The sequence below is a fragment of the Acinetobacter sp. DMC2 genome, assembly GCF_056314305.1.
The window spans coordinates 103,644-122,816 of record NZ_JBQUYP010000007.1 but is presented as its reverse complement, the minus strand read 5'-3'; the positions used below and the strand labels follow the sequence as shown (position 1 = coordinate 122,816).

19 protein-coding genes are annotated in these 19,173 nt (G+C 39.6%); 8 read left to right on the top strand and 11 right to left on the bottom strand.

Annotated features, from left to right (window positions below):
* Positions 1–81: 81 nt before the first annotated feature.
* Positions 82–336 carry a hypothetical protein gene (locus ACT53H_RS15820; RefSeq protein WP_004789195.1) on the top strand — a complete coding sequence of 85 codons (255 nt, stop codon included), beginning with the start codon at positions 82–84 and terminating at the stop codon, positions 334–336.
* Between the two features lie 15 nt (positions 337–351).
* Complete coding sequence (locus tag ACT53H_RS15815) at positions 352–1,212, top strand: patatin-like phospholipase family protein (RefSeq protein WP_174759282.1); 861 nt, start codon at positions 352–354, stop codon at positions 1,210–1,212.
* Between the two features lie 29 nt (positions 1,213–1,241).
* On the opposite strand, the gene ACT53H_RS15810 is transcribed toward ACT53H_RS15815, so the two are convergent.
* Together ACT53H_RS15810 and ACT53H_RS15805 are read right to left on the bottom strand one after the other, a co-directional pair.
* Positions 1,242–1,661: a GNAT family N-acetyltransferase gene (locus tag ACT53H_RS15810; protein ID WP_174759283.1), complete on the bottom strand. Its 420-nt coding sequence runs from the start codon at positions 1,659–1,661 to the stop codon at positions 1,242–1,244.
* A 12-nt stretch (positions 1,662–1,673) separates the two neighbouring features.
* Positions 1,674–2,885 (bottom strand): class I SAM-dependent methyltransferase, encoded by a 1,212-nt coding sequence (locus ACT53H_RS15805; RefSeq protein WP_174759284.1) that lies wholly within the window; start codon positions 2,883–2,885, stop codon positions 1,674–1,676.
* 127 nt (positions 2,886–3,012) lie between these two features.
* Between ACT53H_RS15805 and trhA the strand changes: the two genes are divergently transcribed.
* A complete protein-coding gene (gene trhA, locus ACT53H_RS15800; protein WP_151964317.1) occupies positions 3,013–3,654 on the top strand; it encodes a PAQR family membrane homeostasis protein TrhA in 642 nt (213 codons plus the stop codon).
* 134 nt (positions 3,655–3,788) lie between these two features.
* Positions 3,789–5,099, top strand: coding sequence for an MFS transporter (locus ACT53H_RS15795; RefSeq protein ID WP_004789185.1), 1,311 nt, complete (start codon positions 3,789–3,791; stop codon positions 5,097–5,099).
* Between the two features lie 67 nt (positions 5,100–5,166).
* On the opposite strand, the gene ACT53H_RS15790 is transcribed toward ACT53H_RS15795, so the two are convergent.
* Together ACT53H_RS15790 and secA are read right to left on the bottom strand one after the other, a co-directional pair.
* Positions 5,167–5,610 carry a hypothetical protein gene (locus tag ACT53H_RS15790; RefSeq protein WP_004789183.1) on the bottom strand — a complete coding sequence of 148 codons (444 nt, stop codon included), beginning with the start codon at positions 5,608–5,610 and terminating at the stop codon, positions 5,167–5,169.
* 132 nt (positions 5,611–5,742) lie between these two features.
* The gene (secA, locus tag ACT53H_RS15785) at positions 5,743–8,460 is read right to left on the bottom strand and encodes a preprotein translocase subunit SecA (protein ID WP_174732471.1); all 2,718 of its coding nucleotides are present in this window, start codon (positions 8,458–8,460) and stop codon (positions 5,743–5,745) included.
* Between the two features lie 405 nt (positions 8,461–8,865).
* Here secA and ACT53H_RS15780 point away from each other — a divergent pair, with 405 nt between their 5' ends.
* From ACT53H_RS15780 to ACT53H_RS15770, 3 genes are all read left to right on the top strand, one after another.
* On the top strand, positions 8,866–9,507 hold the full coding sequence (locus ACT53H_RS15780) for a peroxiredoxin (protein ID WP_174758565.1): 642 nt from the start codon (positions 8,866–8,868) through the stop codon (positions 9,505–9,507).
* Between the two features lie 365 nt (positions 9,508–9,872).
* Entirely contained in the window at positions 9,873–10,685 is an 813-nt protein-coding gene (locus tag ACT53H_RS15775) for an MBL fold metallo-hydrolase (RefSeq protein WP_174758564.1), read from the top strand.
* Complete coding sequence (locus ACT53H_RS15770; RefSeq protein ID WP_174758563.1) at positions 10,682–11,260, top strand: dual specificity protein phosphatase family protein; 579 nt, start codon at positions 10,682–10,684, stop codon at positions 11,258–11,260. Before ACT53H_RS15775 ends, ACT53H_RS15770 begins: the two co-directional genes overlap by 4 nt.
* A 28-nt stretch (positions 11,261–11,288) precedes the next feature.
* Here ACT53H_RS15770 and ACT53H_RS15765 read toward each other — a convergent pair whose 3' ends face one another.
* The 5 genes from ACT53H_RS15765 to ACT53H_RS15745 form a co-directional block, all read right to left on the bottom strand.
* Positions 11,289–12,347, bottom strand: a complete 1,059-nt coding sequence (locus ACT53H_RS15765) for an SPOR domain-containing protein (RefSeq protein ID WP_174758562.1) — start codon at positions 12,345–12,347, stop codon at positions 11,289–11,291.
* Entirely contained in the window at positions 12,338–13,624 is a 1,287-nt protein-coding gene (gene folC / locus ACT53H_RS15760; RefSeq protein WP_476009632.1) for a bifunctional tetrahydrofolate synthase/dihydrofolate synthase, read from the bottom strand. The genes ACT53H_RS15765 and folC overlap by 10 nt, the downstream gene beginning before the upstream one ends.
* A complete protein-coding gene (gene accD, locus ACT53H_RS15755; RefSeq protein WP_005309656.1) occupies positions 13,621–14,517 on the bottom strand; it encodes an acetyl-CoA carboxylase, carboxyltransferase subunit beta in 897 nt (298 codons plus the stop codon). Before accD ends, folC begins: the two co-directional genes overlap by 4 nt.
* On the bottom strand, positions 14,514–15,317 hold the full coding sequence (gene trpA, locus ACT53H_RS15750) for a tryptophan synthase subunit alpha (protein WP_004789166.1): 804 nt from the start codon (positions 15,315–15,317) through the stop codon (positions 14,514–14,516). The genes accD and trpA overlap by 4 nt, the downstream gene beginning before the upstream one ends.
* A 246-nt stretch (positions 15,318–15,563) precedes the next feature.
* Positions 15,564–16,613 carry an AraC family transcriptional regulator gene (locus ACT53H_RS15745; protein WP_238612542.1) on the bottom strand — a complete coding sequence of 350 codons (1,050 nt, stop codon included), beginning with the start codon at positions 16,611–16,613 and terminating at the stop codon, positions 15,564–15,566.
* Between the two features lie 120 nt (positions 16,614–16,733).
* On the opposite strand from ACT53H_RS15745, the gene ACT53H_RS15740 reads away from it, so the two are divergent.
* Positions 16,734–17,609 (top strand): metal-dependent hydrolase, encoded by an 876-nt coding sequence (locus ACT53H_RS15740; RefSeq protein ID WP_476009631.1) that lies wholly within the window; start codon positions 16,734–16,736, stop codon positions 17,607–17,609.
* A gap of 8 nt (positions 17,610–17,617) precedes the next feature.
* Here the strand turns inward: ACT53H_RS15740 and ACT53H_RS15735 are convergent, their stop codons facing one another.
* Both ACT53H_RS15735 and ACT53H_RS15730 read right to left on the bottom strand, forming a co-directional pair.
* Positions 17,618–18,613: a DUF2804 domain-containing protein gene (locus ACT53H_RS15735; protein WP_476009630.1), complete on the bottom strand. Its 996-nt coding sequence runs from the start codon at positions 18,611–18,613 to the stop codon at positions 17,618–17,620.
* A gap of 37 nt (positions 18,614–18,650) precedes the next feature.
* Complete coding sequence (locus tag ACT53H_RS15730; RefSeq protein WP_476009629.1) at positions 18,651–19,163, bottom strand: DUF1543 domain-containing protein; 513 nt, start codon at positions 19,161–19,163, stop codon at positions 18,651–18,653.
* Between the last annotated feature and the right edge of the window lie 10 nt (positions 19,164–19,173).

The window sequence follows — 19,173 nt, the reverse complement described above, 5'->3', positions numbered from 1 at the left end:
TTTAAGATTTCAGCCCTAGGCCTAAATATGCTATAAATAGACTTCATTTTTGTGCTTCTACAGCACATTCGAGAAATCCTTATGTCCGATAAAAATTCTTCCGAGTCAGCAGTTCTAGGCTGGAAATTTGTTCTGATCGTTGGTGTTTTAAGTGCGATTTTCCTTGGCTTTTTCTATTTAGCAATGAGTAATGAACCTGACTATATGCCAGGAGCACAGCGCAAAGCACAACAAGAGCAAATGCAGCAAAAAGCTGAACACTCTACAGAGCAACACGCTCAACATGACGATATGCCTGAAATGGATATGCAAGAACATAAGCACTCAACTCAGTAATCAGATATTTTTCAAATGACAGATTTTTCCCGCAACGCATTGGTTGTAGAAGGTGGAGGCATGCGTGGTGCCTTTACCAGTGGTGTACTTGACGCGTTTTTACAACAACAGTTCAATCCTTTTGACTTATACGTTGGTGTATCGTCTGGTTCGACTAATGTGGCTAACTACTTGGCAGGCCAGCAAGGCCGCACTCTAACGTTTTATGTTGATCACTCACTTCGTCCTGAATTCATCGATTACAAACGCTTTTTTAAAGGCGGCGATTTACTTGATTTAAAATGGATGTGGGAAATTGGTGAGCAAGAGCACCCACTTGATCAACAGAGCCTTTTTGCCAAAAACCCAGATTTTTATATGGTGTTGACGCATGCGAAAACAGGTCATGCGGAATATCTCCGTGCTGGTAAAGATAATTTACTAAACGCACTACGTGCTTCTAGTTCAATTCCAGTGTTAACGCGTCATCCCGTCGATATTATGGGTGAACCTTATTTTGATGGTGGCGTTGCAGATGCCCTACCCGTTCGCTGGACGGCTCAGCAAAGTGACGTAAAGAAACTATTGGTTTTACGCACACGCCCGAAAAATTACTTTAAGGCGAGTAGTCGAGGTGATCAATTCCTCGCAAAATATGCGTTTAAACATCATTATGGTTTTGCAAACAGCTTACGTAGCCGTTGTGCTCGTTATAACGCTTCGGTCGATTTTGTTCGTGGTGAAAATCCAGAACAGCAAATTTTAGAAGTTTGCCCACCACCTCTTAAAAATATGGCTGGCCGTTTAACTACTAACCCGAAAAAGCTTCGTTATAGCTATGAAGTCGGCTTAGAAACAGGGCTACAGGCAATTGAAAGCTGGAATACAATGAAATAAATCCAACTTGAGATTTCTAAAAAGAAGTCTCAAGTTAATTCTAAAATCATATCAATATGTGGAATGCCACAGTCTTCGTAAACCTCACCTTGCACATAAAAACCTAAAGCTTCGTAAAAAGCTGTCACATAAGTTTGCGCAGAAAGCTTTAAATAAGGCAGTTTATGACGATGTGCATAGTCAATAATATGCTGCATTAAAATTTTACCAATACCCTGCTTTCGATAAGGCACTAAAACAGCAACACGCCCTACGCTATGCTGTGGCAACAGACGTGCTGTAGCGATAGGCTGTTCTTTGTCATAAACAATAAAATGGAGAACTGTGGCATCCAAATCATCCCATTCATCTTCAGGCGCAATTCCCTGTTCTTGAATAAAGACTTGTTCACGGATGTATTTCGCATCTTTCTCGAGCTGTTCCCAACCACCCTCTATAATTTTATACATCTGCTCACCGTTCTAGCACTTGCAGCCAATATTTTCGATCGGCAATTGATCTTGTAACAACAATTCCAACGTTTGTTTTTTAATACCGTACATTTCTTTCAATGCTTGGATTTGAGCCATAATTTTGGCATCAGGTTCAGAAACATTTTTGCGTTTCGTCGCCAAAATCATTTTGTTTTTACTGGTATGTTCAAGCGATACAAACTCAAAAACTTTAGTTTCATAGCCATACGCTTTTAAAAGTAACGCACGTAAAGTGTCAGTCAGCATTTCAGCTTGTTGTCCAGCATGAATACCAAACTGTAGCATTGGTTGTAAAACTTCTGGGCTATGTAATTGTGGACGTAACTCTTTGTGACAACACGGCGCGCACATAATCATTGAAGCGTTTAAACGAATTCCAGTATGAATGGCAAAGTCAGTTGCAATATCACACGCGTGTAAGGCAATCATAACATCCAGTTTTTCTGGCTGATAACTACGGACGTCACCTTCAAAAAAGTCTAAGTGGTTAAAATGCACTTTATCTGCAACATTCTGGCAAAACTCAACCAGATTCGGGCGTAATTCAACACCAGTGATTAATGGTGTTTTATGTTGTTCTTGCAAATAATCATATAACGCAAAAGTTAAATAACCTTTGCCCGAACCAAAATCGACAATGCGTAACTCTTGTTGAGATGCATCAATTTGCTCATAAGCACTGGCAAAGATTTCAATAAATTTATTAATCTGTTTCCATTTACGTGCCATGCTTGGAATGATTTGGCCTTTTTCATCGGTAATACCAAGCTCTTTTAAAAATGCATTGCCCTGCTGTACATAACGTTGCTTTTCACGATCATGGGCCTGAATCGTTTGAGTCGCATTTACTGCCTGTTTTTTACCCATATTAAGCATGGCTTTTTTCTTATTTTTTTTAAGTTGAATTTCTTGAGTAGTCGAAAATAAGTTTGCTTGTTTACACTGAATGATCAATTGCTCAATTTGCTGCAAGCCTTGTTCAAATGAATAATTTTTAGTCACATCTTGGGTAGTATGGTGATATAAGGCTGAAAGCTGTTTTTGACCATGTAGTTCTACAACGCGGAAAGTAATTTTTTCCAGCTGAGCCAACTCTCCTTTATATTGGCTCAAGATCAATCGCTCAAAAGCTTGTTGATCAAGCATTTGCTTGATTTCATGAAAGAATTGCTGTTCTTGCTCAAAGGAGAAAACCGACACGGATATACCTAAAAATGAAGACTCATATAAAATAGAAGTTTAAAGGGTCTAGGATTAAAAATAAAATAACTTTACGACTGTTTTGTATTTCTATACATTCGTATTTTTAATCAAAAAAATTAAACTTATGAGTAAATCTGTGTTGGAAACTTACGATCCAAAAGAAGAACTATTTAATGCCTACAGCCATGGGGCTGGTATTATTATGGCAGTTATAGCTTCTATCTTTTTAATTATAAAGGGATCTTATCTTTCAACTGCTCAGTGGGTAGGTTTGTGGGTATACTCATTTAGTCTCATTTTGGTTTTCACTAGTTCTACACTTTATCACTTTGCTCAAACACAAAATCTACGCTACTGGTATAAGAAGCTTGACCATACAGCTATTTATTATTTAATTGCTGGAACGTATACACCCTTCTTAAGCATCGCAATTCCTACTACAAAAGCTCACTATCTGTTGGTTGCACTTTGGAGCATCGCTGCAATTGGTACACTTTTCAAGTTAGTTTTTATACATCGTTTTCAAAAAATTTCTTTGCTCGCTTATATTTTAATGGGATGGCTTGCTGTGTTTGTAATGGATGACATGCGCACGTATTTAAGTAAAGACGCATTGATTTTCTTGATCATTGGCGGCTTAGCTTATACGGTTGGAGCATTGTTTTACGCGTTAAAAAAGGTAAGATATACCCATGCGATCTGGCACATTTTTGTGCTTTTAGGTGCAGGAGCACATTTTCTTGCTATCTATTGGTACATAGTTTAGTTCATTTTTCACTCTTATTCAGTGATCCTGAAAGAGTCATGGATGATGTTCTTTCACGCTATTCTTTTAGAAAAAATACGTCTTTAAAAGGAATAGTAAATTAAAAATAAATTTTAGCTGATATAAGGTCTTATATGGAGTCAACTTCTGCGACTGCTGCTCCAGCAGTAGCCACTAATTCAAAAACACGGGTTTTGTTTGCAAGCTTAGTCGGTACAACCATTGAGTTCTTCGACTTCTATATCTATGCAACTGCTGCCGTTATTATTTTTCCTCACTTGTTTTTCCCTGCTAGTAGTGGCAGTGCCGCAGTCTTACAATCTTTAGCAACCTTCGCAATTGCCTTCATTGCCCGCCCCATCGGTGCAGCAATATTTGGTCATTTAGGAGACCGTATTGGTCGGAAAGCCACATTGGTTGCAGCTTTACTAACCATGGGTATTTCAACCGTATGTATTGGTTTACTTCCTACCTATGCACATATCGGAATCTTCGCACCCTTACTATTGGCTGTATGCCGTTTAGGACAAGGCTTGGGTTTAGGTGGTGAATGGAGCGGTGCAGTATTACTCGCAACTGAAAATGCCCCAGAAGGTAAAAGAGCATGGTATGGCATGTTCCCACAGCTTGGTGCTCCAATTGGTTTTATTTTGGCAACTGGTTCATTTTTATTATTGAGCGCAACTATTCCTGAGCAAGCATTTATGCAATGGGGTTGGCGTATTCCATTTATTGCAAGTGCTGTATTAGTGATTGTGGGTTTATATATCCGTTTAAAACTACATGAAACTCCAGCATTCCAAAAAGTTTTAGATAAGCAAAAAGAAGTTAATATTCCATTTAAAGAAGTTATCACTAAACATACGGGTAAGCTTATTCTTGGTACGATTGCAGCAATCTGTACGTTTGTCGTGTTCTATCTTACTACTGTCTTTGCCTTAAACTGGGGAACCACAAAGCTTGGTTATGCACGTGGTGAGTTTTTGGAACTTCAGCTCTTTGCCACCCTTTGCTTTGCTGCATTCATTCCTTTATCAGCTATTTTTGCAGAAAAATTTGGTCGTAAAACAACCTCCATTGGTGTCTGTATTGCTGCTGCGATTTTCGGCTTGTTCTTCTCTAGCATGTTAGAGTCTGGAAATACCTTAATCGTCTTCCTTTTCTTATGTACTGGCTTGGCGATTATGGGATTGACCTATGGTCCGATTGGTACAGTTTTATCTGAACTTTTCCCAACCTCAGTTCGTTACACAGGTTCGGCATTAACGTTTAACTTAGCAGGCATTTTTGGTGCATCATTTGCGCCACTTATTGCAACTAAGCTTGCTGAAACTTATGGTTTATATGCAGTTGGTTATTATCTTACTGCGGCATCACTTTTATCACTCATCGCATTCTTACTCATTCGTGAAACGAAAAATGATGATGTGAATAATCAGATTTAAAATTAGAAATTCTTATATAAAAAAGCCGGTTCAAAATTGAACCGGCTTTTTTTATAAATATATGATCTTAATTTATTGATGCTGGATTCGAAGGCGCAATGCTATTTGATACAGCAGGAGCTGTTACATTACTCGCCGCAACAGCAGCTGGTCCAGCAACAGCAGCTTCACCAATGAGTGCAACTTTTGCTTTTTCTTGGCTCTTCACAGATAAAGCAGGGTTAGTTGCTACAATACGATTAATGTTTGCTGAGTTTGCCGGAGCAATCGCCGTCGTTTGTAAAATAATTGGGCGATTACCTGTGTTACCCAACGTATAGCGAATGCCTGTACGCGGGCTAATCACTGTAGTATTTTCTTGCTTCACTACAGCTTGAGCCGAAGTTGGGCCTTTTGCTGCAAGTACTTTATCAACCGTTGTCGTTTGAGGGGCTGAAGCTGCTTCTGCTGCGAAAACAAAACTAGGCACAGCAAGAACAGTTAAAAATAAAGGTTGTAATACTTTTTTCATTGTCTTTCCAACATACACTCTGGATGAGAAGTAAATAGCATTTAATGCTTAAAACTGCAAACATTATTCACAGGCTTACTACAAACATAAAAAAAGCAGAACAATAGTTCTGCTTTTTTTCTTTAAGGCAGATTAGATCTTACCGTGACATTGCTTATATTTTAGTCCAGACCCACATGGGCATGGTGCATTACGGCTTTCTGGAACAGGGAAAGCTTGCTGATCGGCAGACTCTGTAGTTTCTTGAGAAAGTGTAACTTCACCAGTTAAACCATCCACATCGTCATGTTCAAAAGAAAGCTTCATTGATTCAGCTTGCTGCTGCTGTTGAGCTTCCATTTCTGCAAGTTCTTCTGGTGTTGGGATATGTACACGAGACAAATCAGTCACAACATCAGTTTTAATAACACCTAACATATTTACAAACAGGTTGAAAGCTTCTTTCTTGTATTCCTGTTCAGGATTTTTTTGCGCATAGCCACGTAAGTGAATACCTTGACGCAAATAATCCATTGCAGCCAAGTGATCTTTCCAATGACGATCAAGAGAGTTTAAAACGAAATGACGTTCAAGCATTGCTGCTGATTCCTCACCCATTTGAGCGCGGCGCTGGCGATAACGTTCAATGACTTCATCGCTAATACGCTCAACTAAACCTTCTTCATCTAGACGGCGATCTTGATCTAACCATTCTTGAATTGGTAACTCAATACCCAAATCAATACGTAGAGCGTTTTCCAAACCTTCAACATCCCACTGGTCATGAATTGACTCTGGTGGAATAAAGTTAGCAATCACACCTTTCATCACTTCGTGATGCATTTCTTCAACGTATTCTTTTAAGGTATTTTCAGCTAATACTTCATCACGTTGTGAATAAATGATCTTACGTTGTTCATTATTTACATCATCGTATTTCAATAAGTTTTTACGAATATCGAAGTTACGCGCTTCAACCTTACGCTGAGCATTCTCGATTGAACGACTCACCATTTTGTGTTCAATCGCTTCATTTTCTTGGAGACCCATTGCACGCATCATTCCGACTACGCGGTCACCTGCGAAAATACGCATAAGGTCGTCTTCAAGAGACAAATAGAAACGAGAAACACCAGGGTCACCCTGACGACCCGCACGACCACGTAACTGGTTATCAATACGGCGTGATTCATGGCGTTCAGAACCAATGATGTGCAAACCACCTGATTGCAATACATCTTCGTGGTCTTGTTCCCATTGTGCTTTCAGACGTGCTTCATCTTCAGCAGTAGGATTTTCAAGTTTGGCAAGTTTCGCTTTCCAGTTACCACCCAAGATAATGTCCGTACCACGACCAGCCATGTTGGTTGCAATCGTTACTGCATTCGGGCTACCCGCCTGAGCAATAATGTCAGCTTCACGCTCATGTTGTTTTGCATTTAACACTTCGTGATGAATACCAGCTTGCATTAACTTAGAAGATAAAATTTCACTGGCTTCAATGGTCGCGGTACCAATCAGAATCGGTGCAACACCCTGCTCACGAATATTCGTAATTTCCTGAATAATCGCATCGTATTTACCGTTACGGTTTAAATAAATTAAATCGTTTTGGTCATTACGTACCATTGGGCGATGAGTTGGAATAATCACAACATCAAGGCCATAAATTTCTTTCATTTCCGCAGCTTCAGTATCAGCAGTACCTGTCATACCTGAAAGCTTTTTATATAGACGGAAATAGTTCTGGAATGTTGTGGTCGCTAAAGTCTGGTTTTCAGGCTGAATTTCCAAACCTTCTTTCGCTTCAACTGCTTGATGCAAACCTTCTGACCAACGACGACCCGGCATTGTACGGCCAGTATGTTCGTCAACAATCACAACTTCACCATCGTGAATAATATAGTGAACATCACGTTGGAATAAGAAATGTGCACGAATAGCAGCAGACACATGATGAACAAGGCTCAGATTCGTTGCTGAATACAGGCTTTCACCTTCAGCCAACAGTCCCATTTGAATAAGCTCTTGCTCAACAGTTTCATAACCAATTTCGGTCATTTCAACTGAACGCTGCTTTTCATCAATCCAGAAATGCCCACCATCTGCAACTTTTTCTTCTTTTTGCGGATGTAATTTAGGGGGAATCGAATTAATTGCAGAATACAGATGCGAAGAGTCTTCACTTTGACCAGAAATAATTAATGGTGTACGTGCTTCATCAATCAAGATTGAGTCAACTTCATCGATAATTGCATAGTGCAAACCACGTTGTTTCTTTTCTGCTAAAGAAAACACCATGTTGTCACGTAAGTAGTCAAAACCGAATTCGTTATTGGTACCATAGGTAATATCAGCAAGATAAGCTTCCGCTTTTTCAGACGGACCTTGCATTGAATAGATCGTACCAATAGATAAACCTAAAAACTCAAATAATGGGCGGTTTAACTCAGCGTCACGCTGTGCCAAATAATCGTTCACTGTAATGACATGAACGCCTTCACCACTTAATGCGTTTAAATAACACGCCAAAGTACCCATAAGGGTTTTACCTTCACCGGTACGCATTTCGGCAATTTTGCCTTCATGTAAGGTAATACCACCAATAAGCTGAACGTCATAGTGACGCATGCCCATTACACGCTTGGCCGCTTCACGACAAACTGCAAATGCTTCTGGAAGTAATTTATCTAAACTTTCGCCATTATTATAACGTTGTTTGAATTCTGGAGTTTTTGCAGATAAGTCTGCATCGCTTAAAGCTGATATCGTCGGCTCGAGCGCATTGATTTGCTCAACAATTTTGCGCATTCGCTTGAGTTCGCGCTCATTTTTTGTACCGAAGATACCTCCGATCAGACTTGCCAACATGGATAAACTCTCTAAATCTTGCTTGGTCAAATGAATAAACTTTTTCTCAGTCGTTTATTATGGTGCCAGAAATTTGAAGTACAAGGGGTTTGCACAAAACCCCTAAAAAAAATCTGATAGTTAGATGAATGGTATTTCACTCATCTAGTCCCCCTTCATGTATTTGGCACTTAAAACGCACCATTAACGCTCATCTATTAAGCATAACTTCCGAGAAATCTAATTTAGCAAATTTACCTTAAAGTTACATTGATTAAGCACTTAAAATAATGAGTTTTAGTCATATATATTTACACTTATACAAAAAATTCATAATAAAATACAAAAACAATAATTTTAATCATAAAGTAAATGCTGCATATTCATTCAATCGAATAACAAATTATGAGCAATTGAGGAAATATTATGACACTACGATTAGGAGACACTGCCCCCGATTTTCAACAAGAATCGAGCGAAGGCACAATTAATTTTTATGATTTTTTAGGGGATAGTTGGGGAATCTTATTTTCACATCCAGCCGACTATACGCCAGTATGTACAACAGAGTTAGGTTACACAGCAAAATTAAAAGATGAATTTACGAAGCGTAATGTTAAAGCCATTGCTTTGTCAGTAGACGATGTAGAATCTCATAAGGGCTGGATCAACGATATTAATGAAACACAAAACACAACTGTAAATTTTCCAATCATTGCGGATAAAGATCGTAAAGTCTCTGAGCTTTATGATTTCATCCATCCTAATGCCAGTGAAACACTCACAGTGCGTTCTTTAGTGATTATTGATCCAAACAAAAAAGTTCGCTTAATTATTACCTACCCTGCTTCAACAGGTCGAAATTTCAATGAAGTCTTACGTGTCGTTGATTCATTACAATTAACGGATAAACATAAAGTCGCTACGCCTGCGAATTGGCAGCAAGGTGAAGATGTCGTTATTGTCCCCTCACTTAAAGATGAAGAGGAAATTAAGCAACGCTTCCCTAAAGGCTATAAGACTGTTAAACCTTATTTACGCCTCACACCACAGCCTGAGCAAGATTAAAGCCTTTTAAAAGGCTTTAATCGAAGCGCAAGACAAGCGAAGCGCGCGTAGGCAGGCATCTGAAAGACTCCCTACAAGACAAGCGAAGCGCGTAGGCACACATCTTAAAAATTCCCTACAAGACAAACGAAGTGCGTAGGCAAACATCTGAAAAGTTCTCTACAAGACAAACGAAGTGCGTAGGCAAGAATCAGAAGGTTTCAAATAAGCCAAACGCGTAGTAAATCTTAAGCAAAATAAGTAAATTTCCCACCCTTAAAAAGTCATCCAACGCGATGGCTTTTTATTTATATATTGAATACACATGGTTTTTACTGCTCAGATCAGTTATAACTCGAAGCGTTTCGGTATAAAAAATAAAAATCATGATCTATAAAATTCATCATTTAAAGTGTGGCAGCATGTGCCCAGTCTGTGCCCCACTCTTTGGACAAAAGGGCTTTCGAGCTGAAGTCGTCTGTCATTGCCTTCTGGTTGAAACTGATAGAGGCTTAGTACTTATTGATACAGGCTTTGGCTTGCAAGATTACTTACATATGAAAAAACGTCTAGGCTCATTAGTTAAACGTTTAGGCAAAATTGAGCCTAACCTTGAGTTTAGTGCCATTCAGCAAATCCAAAAGCTGGGGTTTAATCCGAAGGATGTGCAACACATCTTTGTCACTCATCTTGATTTTGATCATGCAGGTGGAATTTCAGATTTTCCACATGCCACTGTGCATGTTTTAGCTGCAGAATATAACGCAGCCCAACTTCCAAATTTTAAGGGCAAACTTCGCTATAGAACCAATCAATATAAAGATCATCGCTACTGGAACTTTGTTGAATATCAGCAAGGTGAAGCATGGTTCAACCTCGAAAAAGTAAAAGGCTTTCCTCTGTTCCAAGATGAAATTTTAATGGTACCTCTATTGGGGCATTCAGCTGGCCATTGTGGTATTGCCATAAAGCAACAAAATCAATGGCTATTATTTTGTGGAGATGCTTACTACTCACATCTAGAGTTAAACCCTAAAAATAAATTAAGATCACTCAGTGTGCTGGAAAAAACATTTGCAGAAGATAATGAGCAACGCCTTGTTAATCTCAAACGCTTACAGCATTTAGCTCAACATGAGCCAACGATTGAAATAATTTGTGCTCATGATCCTTATGAGCTTAATCGGTATCAAACATGAAAAAATTATCGCTCATCACCCTTCTCATCTGTATAAATTTGCAAGGATGTATGCAGCATGAAAGTATCGCCCATGAGCATCGACCACAAGATTGGGGAAGCTTAGTTTCTCAGACTCATAACTTTTATCAAATTAGTAAGAATGTTTATCGTAGTGAACAACCTGATCCTGCAATGATTTCTGAATTAAAGAATCATCAAATTGGAACGATCATTAATTTAAGAGCCAAAGACGCAGATAGTTTAGTTTTTAAAAATGAAAATTTTAATCTTGTGCATATTCCTATCAACACTTGGGCAATTGACCGACAAGATCTATTAGAGGTTATGCAGCAAATCAAAATTGCCAAGCAGAATGATCAGCGCGTTTTATTGCACTGCTACCATGGTTCAGACCGTACAGGCGCCAGCGTTGCGATGTATCGTATTATTTTTGAAAATTGGGCGATTGATGATGCGGTTAAGGAAATGAAACAAGGTGGTTACGGTTATCATATTATTTGGAAGAACATTGACCGTTTATTCACCCCTGAAAATGTAAAATGGATTCAACAAGAATTGTCAAATCCATCTTAACTACATCTTAAGTAAACCTTAGATCAGATTAACGCTGATCTAATGGCACCCAATCAATGACCCAAGCCGATTTCATATTTAAACTTGAATCAGAAGTAATTTTCTTACGGGCCGCATCTGCTGTATCACGGTCTTTCGCAGGTCCGACCATAATACGGATTCCCTTGCTAGTTTGGCTCGTAGTTACCTTGTAGCCTTTAGCTCGTAATTTAGAAACAACTGCATCTGCATTTGCTTGGTTAGCAGCCAATGCAACTTGCACCATCCACTTTTTATCACCATTTTCCAGCAATTCGCGCGCTTTTTCAGCCTCAGCTTTTTTATCAGCTTCTGCTTTACGTTTAGCATCAGAGGCTTTTTTATCAGCTTCTGCTTGTCGTTTGGCTTCAGCTGCTTTCTTATCGGCTTCGGCTTGGCGTTTTGCTTCAGCAGCTTTCTTATCAGCTTCTGCCTGACGTTTTGCTTCAGTTGCTTTCTTATCAGCTTCCGCTTGGCGCTTTGCTTCAGTTGCTTTCTTATCAGCTTCTGCCTGACGTTTTGCTTCAGCTGCTTTCTTATCAGCTTCTGCTTGGCGTTTTGCTTCAGCTGCTTTTTTGTCTGCATCTATTTTTGAAGTATCAGTTGTTTTATTTGCCACATTAGTTTGCTGGTTTTTAGCTTTCGCCTCACCCACTAACTCTGGTGGAATATTATCTGAACTTTCTTGAGCAGCTGTACGACGCGCATTAATCGCAGCGTACTCTGCTGCGGCTTTACGAGCAGCATCAGCTTCAGCTTGCTGTTGCATTGCTAAAAACTCAGCTGCACGTGCTTCTTGCTCAGCAACCGCTTTTTCACGCGAACGGCGCTGCTCTTCTAACAAACGTTTTTCTGTTTCAACATCAACCGCCAAAGGCTGTAGTTGTACCATTTGTTCTTCGGTTGCTTGCTTTGGCTTAGTTTGAGTTTTTGGTGATGTGGATGCCGGTGGTTGAACTTCAACCTGTTTTATTTCCTCATTTCCTTTTAGAAGTAATGCTGCCAATAAAACACCACCTCCCAGTAAAACAACACCACCCATCCAGCGTTGTTTGTTATTCATTGACATTCTTCCAAATACTCCCAAATCGCTTCTAAAGTATGAAACGAACCACAGGCCAAAATCAGCTGATTGTTATTTGTTTGCTCAAGCGCTGATTTAAAAGCCTCTTTGATATTGCCATATTGTTGTACTGTCTGGCCTTGCAAGGCATCATTGAGTTGCTGAATCGGTGCAGCACGCGGCACATTCAACTCAGCAATTTTCCAATGTAAAACAGTAGGTTTCAATAAATCGACTACTGATTTTATATCTTTATCTGCCAGCATTGAAAATACTGCGACAACTTCTGTGTACTGTTTATTGTATTCTAAGAAATTTCGCAATTGCTTTAACAAAAATTCAACACCATGTGGATTGTGTCCGGCATCAAAAATTACCGTTTTCCCCTGCACTTGACGCTGCTCAAAACGTCCTGCTAAACGTGCAGATTGAATACCTTTTTCTAGTGCTGACTGAGAAATTTCAAGTCCACTATTTAAAATAGCTGCAACCGCTCCCGCAATATTTTCAATAGCTAAATGACCTAAGGGAAGCTTTAAAGTAGTTCCTTCTGAGGCAAAGTACCAGTATTGCCCATCATCGGCGAGTTTATAAAAATAATCACGATTAACGGTATATAAGTCTGCTTGGGTACTTTCTGCTTTATCTTGGATTGCTCGAGGTAGAATTTGTTCACCGGCAAAGACAACTGGAATTTGTGGACGAATAATGCCTGCTTTTTCAAAAGCAATTTTTTCGATGGTATCGCCCAACCAGTCAGTATGATCTAGGCCAATATTAGTAATAACTGCAACGTCGGGATCAATTACATTGACAACATCTAAGCGTCCACCCAAACCAACTTCGAGCACCCATACATCACATTGCTGTTGTTTAAAAATGACAAAAGCAGCCAAAGTGGTTGCTTCAAAAAAAGATAAGCTTAAATCACAATCGCGACGAGCCTGATCGACTTGAACAAAAGCATCAATCAGACTTTGATCATCGACTTCAACTCCACCTAATTTGACTCGCTCATTAAAGCGATAGATATGCGGTGACTGATATAATCCAACTTTATAACCCTGTGCGTTTAATATCGCAGCCAGTGTGGTCGTAGTTGAGCCTTTACCATTCGTTCCGGCCACTGTAAAAACTTTAGCAGTAGGCTGAGTTACACCCAGCTTTTCTGCAACAGGAATTACACGTTCCAGACCAAGATCTATCCCTGTAACGTGAACATGGCTCCAATAATTGAGCCATGTATCTAAAGAGTCTATTGAAAGTGGAGCTTGTTGGTTCAAGGTAAGTTCATCAATTTCGATACAAGTCGAGATACAGTATCACGTAAAGCATGACGATGAACAATCTGATCGATTACACCATGATCAAGCAAATATTCAGCACGTTGGAACGGCTCTTCTAGAGTTTCACGTACAGTCTGCTCAATTACACGTTTACCAGCAAAGCCAATCATCGCTTTAGGTTCAGCAATATGAATATCACCCAACATTGCTAAAGAAGCTGTTACACCACCATATACAGGATGTGTTAACACCACGATATAAGGTAAACCTGCATCTTTTAACTTTTGGATCGCCGCTGAAGTACGTGCCATTTGCATAAGAGACAGCATGCCTTCTTGCATACGTGCACCACCAGAAGCTGCGAAACAGATCAATGGTTGACGTTTTTCAATAGCAAGTTCAGCAGCCTGAACAAAACGATCGCCTACAACTGTACCCATAGAGCCGCCCATAAAGTCGAACTCAAAAGCACATGCAATCATATCTACGCCATTTAAATTACCTTGCATGGCAATTAAGGCTTCCGTTTCACCAGTTTTGGTTTGCGCTTCACGCATACGATCTGGATATGGCTTGGTATCGACAAACTTTAACGGATCTTTCGCGCTAAATTCTTGCCCTAATTCTGCTACTACATTGTCGAAGAACCAGTTCAAACGATCACGAGCTTTCATACGTAAGTGTTCATCACACTGCGGACAAACATACGCATTGAAAGAGATTGCTGTACGTGTCACTAGAGCATGACATTCAGGGCATTCAATCGTTGGCTCAGTAAATGTTGCTTTGAGAATTTGTTGCTCATTTGCGACTTCAATACCTGGAACCGGACGTTTTGTCCATGGTGTCGAAGGGCTAAGAACTTTCCCTGATTTCACTTCTTGATTCATACTAACTCATCGAGCGCTGCTCGAAGCTCCTTGACTTTATTCACCGTCTGTTCAACAGCGTCATCCGCTGCCAACGTTGCAAAATTTTTAACGAAAGCACTACCTACAATCACCGCATCAGCAACACTACCCATTGCTTTTGCTGAAGCAGCATCACTAATACCAAAACCAACACCTACTGGAATATCAGTGGCATTTTTGATTTTTTGAATACGTGCAGCAGCTTCTGCCGTATCTAGTGTTGCGGCTCCTGTTACACCCTTAAGTGAAACATAGTAGATAAATCCACTTGCCTGATTTGCCACATGCTGAATGCGTTGGTCTGTAGAAGTTGGTGCGAGCAAGAAGATTTGATCCATGTCATGTTGCTTCAACACAGCACCAAAATCTTTTGACTCTTCTGGCGGTAAATCCACCAGTAATAAGCCATCTACACCACACTCTTTCGCATGAGAAACAAACTTCTCGTAACCAATCACTTCAACCGGATTCAGATAACCCATTAAAACAACAGGTGTATCATGATCCTGTTCACGGAACTCCTTTACCATATGAAGAGCATCTAATGTGTTAGTCCCTGCTGCAAGCGCACGTTCAGCTGCAAGCGCAATTACTGGACCATCGGCCATTGGATCTGAAAATGGTAAACCAAGCTCAATGACATCTACTCCTGCTGCAACCATTTTATGCAGTAACGGAACTGTTACTTGCGGTTGTGGATCACCCGCCATGACATAAGATACAAGCGCTTTACGTTGTTGGGACTTAAGCTTTTCAAAACGAGTGGCAAGACGTGACATAGGGTTGTGCTTTCCTTGAATTATTTAAAATTGAGGAGTTGTTTGTAGAAATACAAGAACATCGCATTTTAACGCTATTTTTTGTCCATTGAACAGGTCTAACGTTATGGCGATATTCGATTGTATGATTCATACAACCCATGGCGTACATTTATCAATATTTTGAAACTTTTCTCAATGATCAAAGCTTCCTATTTTCGAGCCATTATTAGATCGTCATCCAAATAGAAAATCGCCAAAGAAAGGCTATTTTATTGCATTTTTATTTGTTAGCTGTAATTGTCTTTTTCTTGCTAATAAGGTTTGTCCTGTTAAATTTTTATGGGCACGTGCAAGTGCTGACTGGTCCGAATATCCCAATTGTTCAGCAATTAAAGTGAGGCTGGCATTTTGGTTAAGTAATATCTCACAGCGCTTCATACGCTCTGCATCTAAAATTAATTTAAATGAAGTGTTTAATGACTGTAGCTGGCGCTGCAAGCTTCGTACTGAAATATTCAACTCGGTGGCAATATCTTCTATTTTAGGGGCCTGCTGCCTTTGCTTAAAATATTCATGGACGATCCAATGTATTTGCTGAGCTAAATCTGTATGTATTTTACGCTGAGCTAATGCTTCTTCTGCCTGTTTCACTAAAAGTTGCATTAAGGTTGGGTCTGCATGCTGAGGACGAATACTTAGTCCCTCACTTGCAAAAGTTAATGCGTAGTAAGGTTTTTCAAATGATAATTTGCATTGAAAGAAACGCTGATAGTGCACTAACGGACCACGCGCACGGTGCACGAACTCAACTTGTTGCAAGAGAAAATCATGTAGTGGTGCTATCTGTTTAGCAAGCTGTACCATTGCTGCCAAGGTCAGTTCACAAAGTATGATATTGCTGTCATTAACCAATGGCCAATACAAACGAATTTTAGAAGCATCTTGCTCAATTTGCATAGGCACTACTTGCTCACCGTCAATTACCAGACGATGAAACTTCATAATATATTCAAGAACCTCTGCAAAACTGCCACTTCGGGATGCCATATAACCCAACACTCCAAAATTGGCAGGTGTAATGCAAGTGGCCATTTCCAAAGCTAAATTGGAAACTTGTAGCTGAGATTCGGTTAGCTCTAAAAGCTCAAGAAAAAAATTTAAAGATGATTGAGCATCAATAGACGAAGCTAAAATATTTTGAACTTGTCGGGCCTGAACATCCGTCAGATTTAATGCCTGCCAGTCCATTTCTCTTTCTTTTAAGTAAGTATTCCAAAGGTAAAAATACCCATTTGAAATCGTAAAATCTTGCATGGCTCATCCTTTTTTTACTGCCATCTTGTCGCAAACTGTATAAAAATTGGCAATAACTGTCAAAACAAAGCCGACCAGCCGCGACATACTAGTAAACAAGTTAGATGCGAGAAATAAAATATGAACGCACATGTTTCTTATCAAGTCGAGCCAGTGGTTCGTAAAGATCTAGATTTTCATTTAAATGAAGCGCCTCGCTTTTGGTTTAATAATGATCCTTTTTTGACTCGTATGTTTGATGCGCTCAGCTTAACCTTTCCGGATGGAGAGCGTTACTTTATCGAATGTGTTCGTATGTTCCGAGACAAAATTGATGATCCAGAACTACAAAACCGTGTTGCAGACTTTATTAAACAAGAAGCTCAACACGGTATTGCGCATGACAAAATGAATCAGCTCATGAAAGAGCAAGGTATGCCTGTTGACCAATTCACAGCTACACTGAAAAGAATTTTTCGTTTTGAACTCACCAAACGCTCACCGCAATACAATATTGCAATGACAGCAGCAGCTGAACATTTAACTGCCCTAATGGCAGAAACGTTTTATAGCAATAAAAAAACTTTGGAAAATGCTCACCCGTATGTCCGAGCACTGTTTGCTTGGCATGCCATTGAAGAAATGGAGCATCGTGATGTTGCTTTTGATGTCATGAAACAAGTAGGTGAAGTTCCTGAGTCGACTCGTCGATTTGTATTGGTTCTTACGACAGTACTCATGTTTGGTTTTACTCTTTATCGCACCAATGTCATGTTGAAATGTGATGGTTTCAGTTCTAGAGAACGACTCTTGATGAGCATTAAAGGTTTACCTTGGTTCTTTGGCAAAAATGGCACATTAACCGCTATGAAAAGCCAATATTTAGATTGGTTCAAAAAAGATTTTCATCCAAGTCAGCATCCAGTCATTCGTCAATATCCAGTCTGGATTGAAACACTTGAAAAAACCAATGACCCGATTGCGGCTGGTGAAGCATTTTGGCAAGCAGGTTTATAACCTGCTTGTTACCATTTTGCATAATGTTGTTCTAGTAAGCCGTATTGTTCATTGCAATTGATTATATCGGTTGCCTCATGCTCAATTGTGCCACTAATTTTAGCTTGCCACTGATTGAACTGGCTGCCGATCATTCTTAAATTAATATTTTCGTATCTGCACCAACCAATATGCACTTGTAGATTAAGCTTTTGATCTAGAGAGCTAATTTGCCAAAGTTCATCATTTAATTTTTCAAATAAAACGTCTGTTAGTGGAAATAAAACTCCATTAATCCATAAGCAGTTTTCATTACCAAAGCTTTCATTAACCCCTGAAGCTAAATTTAAACCAATACGTCGTCCTTGCTCGTCCCAAAAGTTACATGAAAGCCAGAACCAAGCCGTTTCAGGTCGCAGAAAACCACAAGTATCATCTAGCGATGCAAATGTCTTTTCATCAAATTGTACAACTTGGTTTTGTTTATTAATAAACATTCCCTCTACAGCAAGCGTGGTTTGCTTTTGGGTATAAGTCCAACCGTTAATGCCAGTTGGTGTACATAAACTTAATATGTCTGTTCCAGCACAAAAAATTCGAGCGCTAAGTTGAATCTCACCATATTTCGTGACTCGAATGTACCGCACGCCATTGGCATGCTGAATATCAAACTGATAAGGAGATTTAGAAAAATAGCTTTGATTAAACAACGGCTGTTCATCAAGATAGGTTTTATGCCCCAAAGGCTGAATTGCATTCCACTCAATGACCTGCTGAGTTTCATGATCATAAATATAGAAAAAACCGTGCCCAACCCAGCCAATATCTGCAATGGCCAGACCAATACTATAGTGTTTATGTTGAATGCCGCAGAATTTGATTTTTTTATATTTTAATTGCTTACGCCAGCCTTTTAAGACCTTACCATAAGGGGTTTTATAAATATAATGTTGTACGTGAATGGTTGACGGTACAGATTCAAAACGCCCGTAACGAGGCTGTCCATTTTCTTGAATTAAATCCATTTACCCACTTCCATATGAATATTAGATTTCAAATGACCTATACCACGGTCAAATATGTATTTTCCCAAATTGTTGCAGCAAAATCGCCTTTTATTAAATGAATATAGCGCCCTGCTACACAATCTATCGCTAAGCAGTCATCAATATCAATCACTCGATCTGTATGTGCTTTTTGCCACTGCCGATCTATAAATTGTTTACCTAATTGTTTGGCAACGACCGCATTGGGTGCAACCACAAACTCATAACGATGAAGCTCACCGAATTCACGCGCATCATATCCACCCAGATTAATTAAATATAATTTTAAATCATCTGGTTGTGGCGCAGCATCTGTAAAATGAATTTGATAATTTTGCCCTTGAAAGCTAACTCCTGAGAGCTTGGCCCAAGCATCGATATGCAACCCTTGAGCCTCACCAAACCAAGCCTGTTTAAGTTGAGGATAAACTTCTTCCAAAGTATCTCCTACAGCCATGACTACATCATGAACTTCTGTATTAGCGCGGGCATGGCGCCCGCCCAACATCACCATAAACAAGTTTGGCATTATAGTTCTC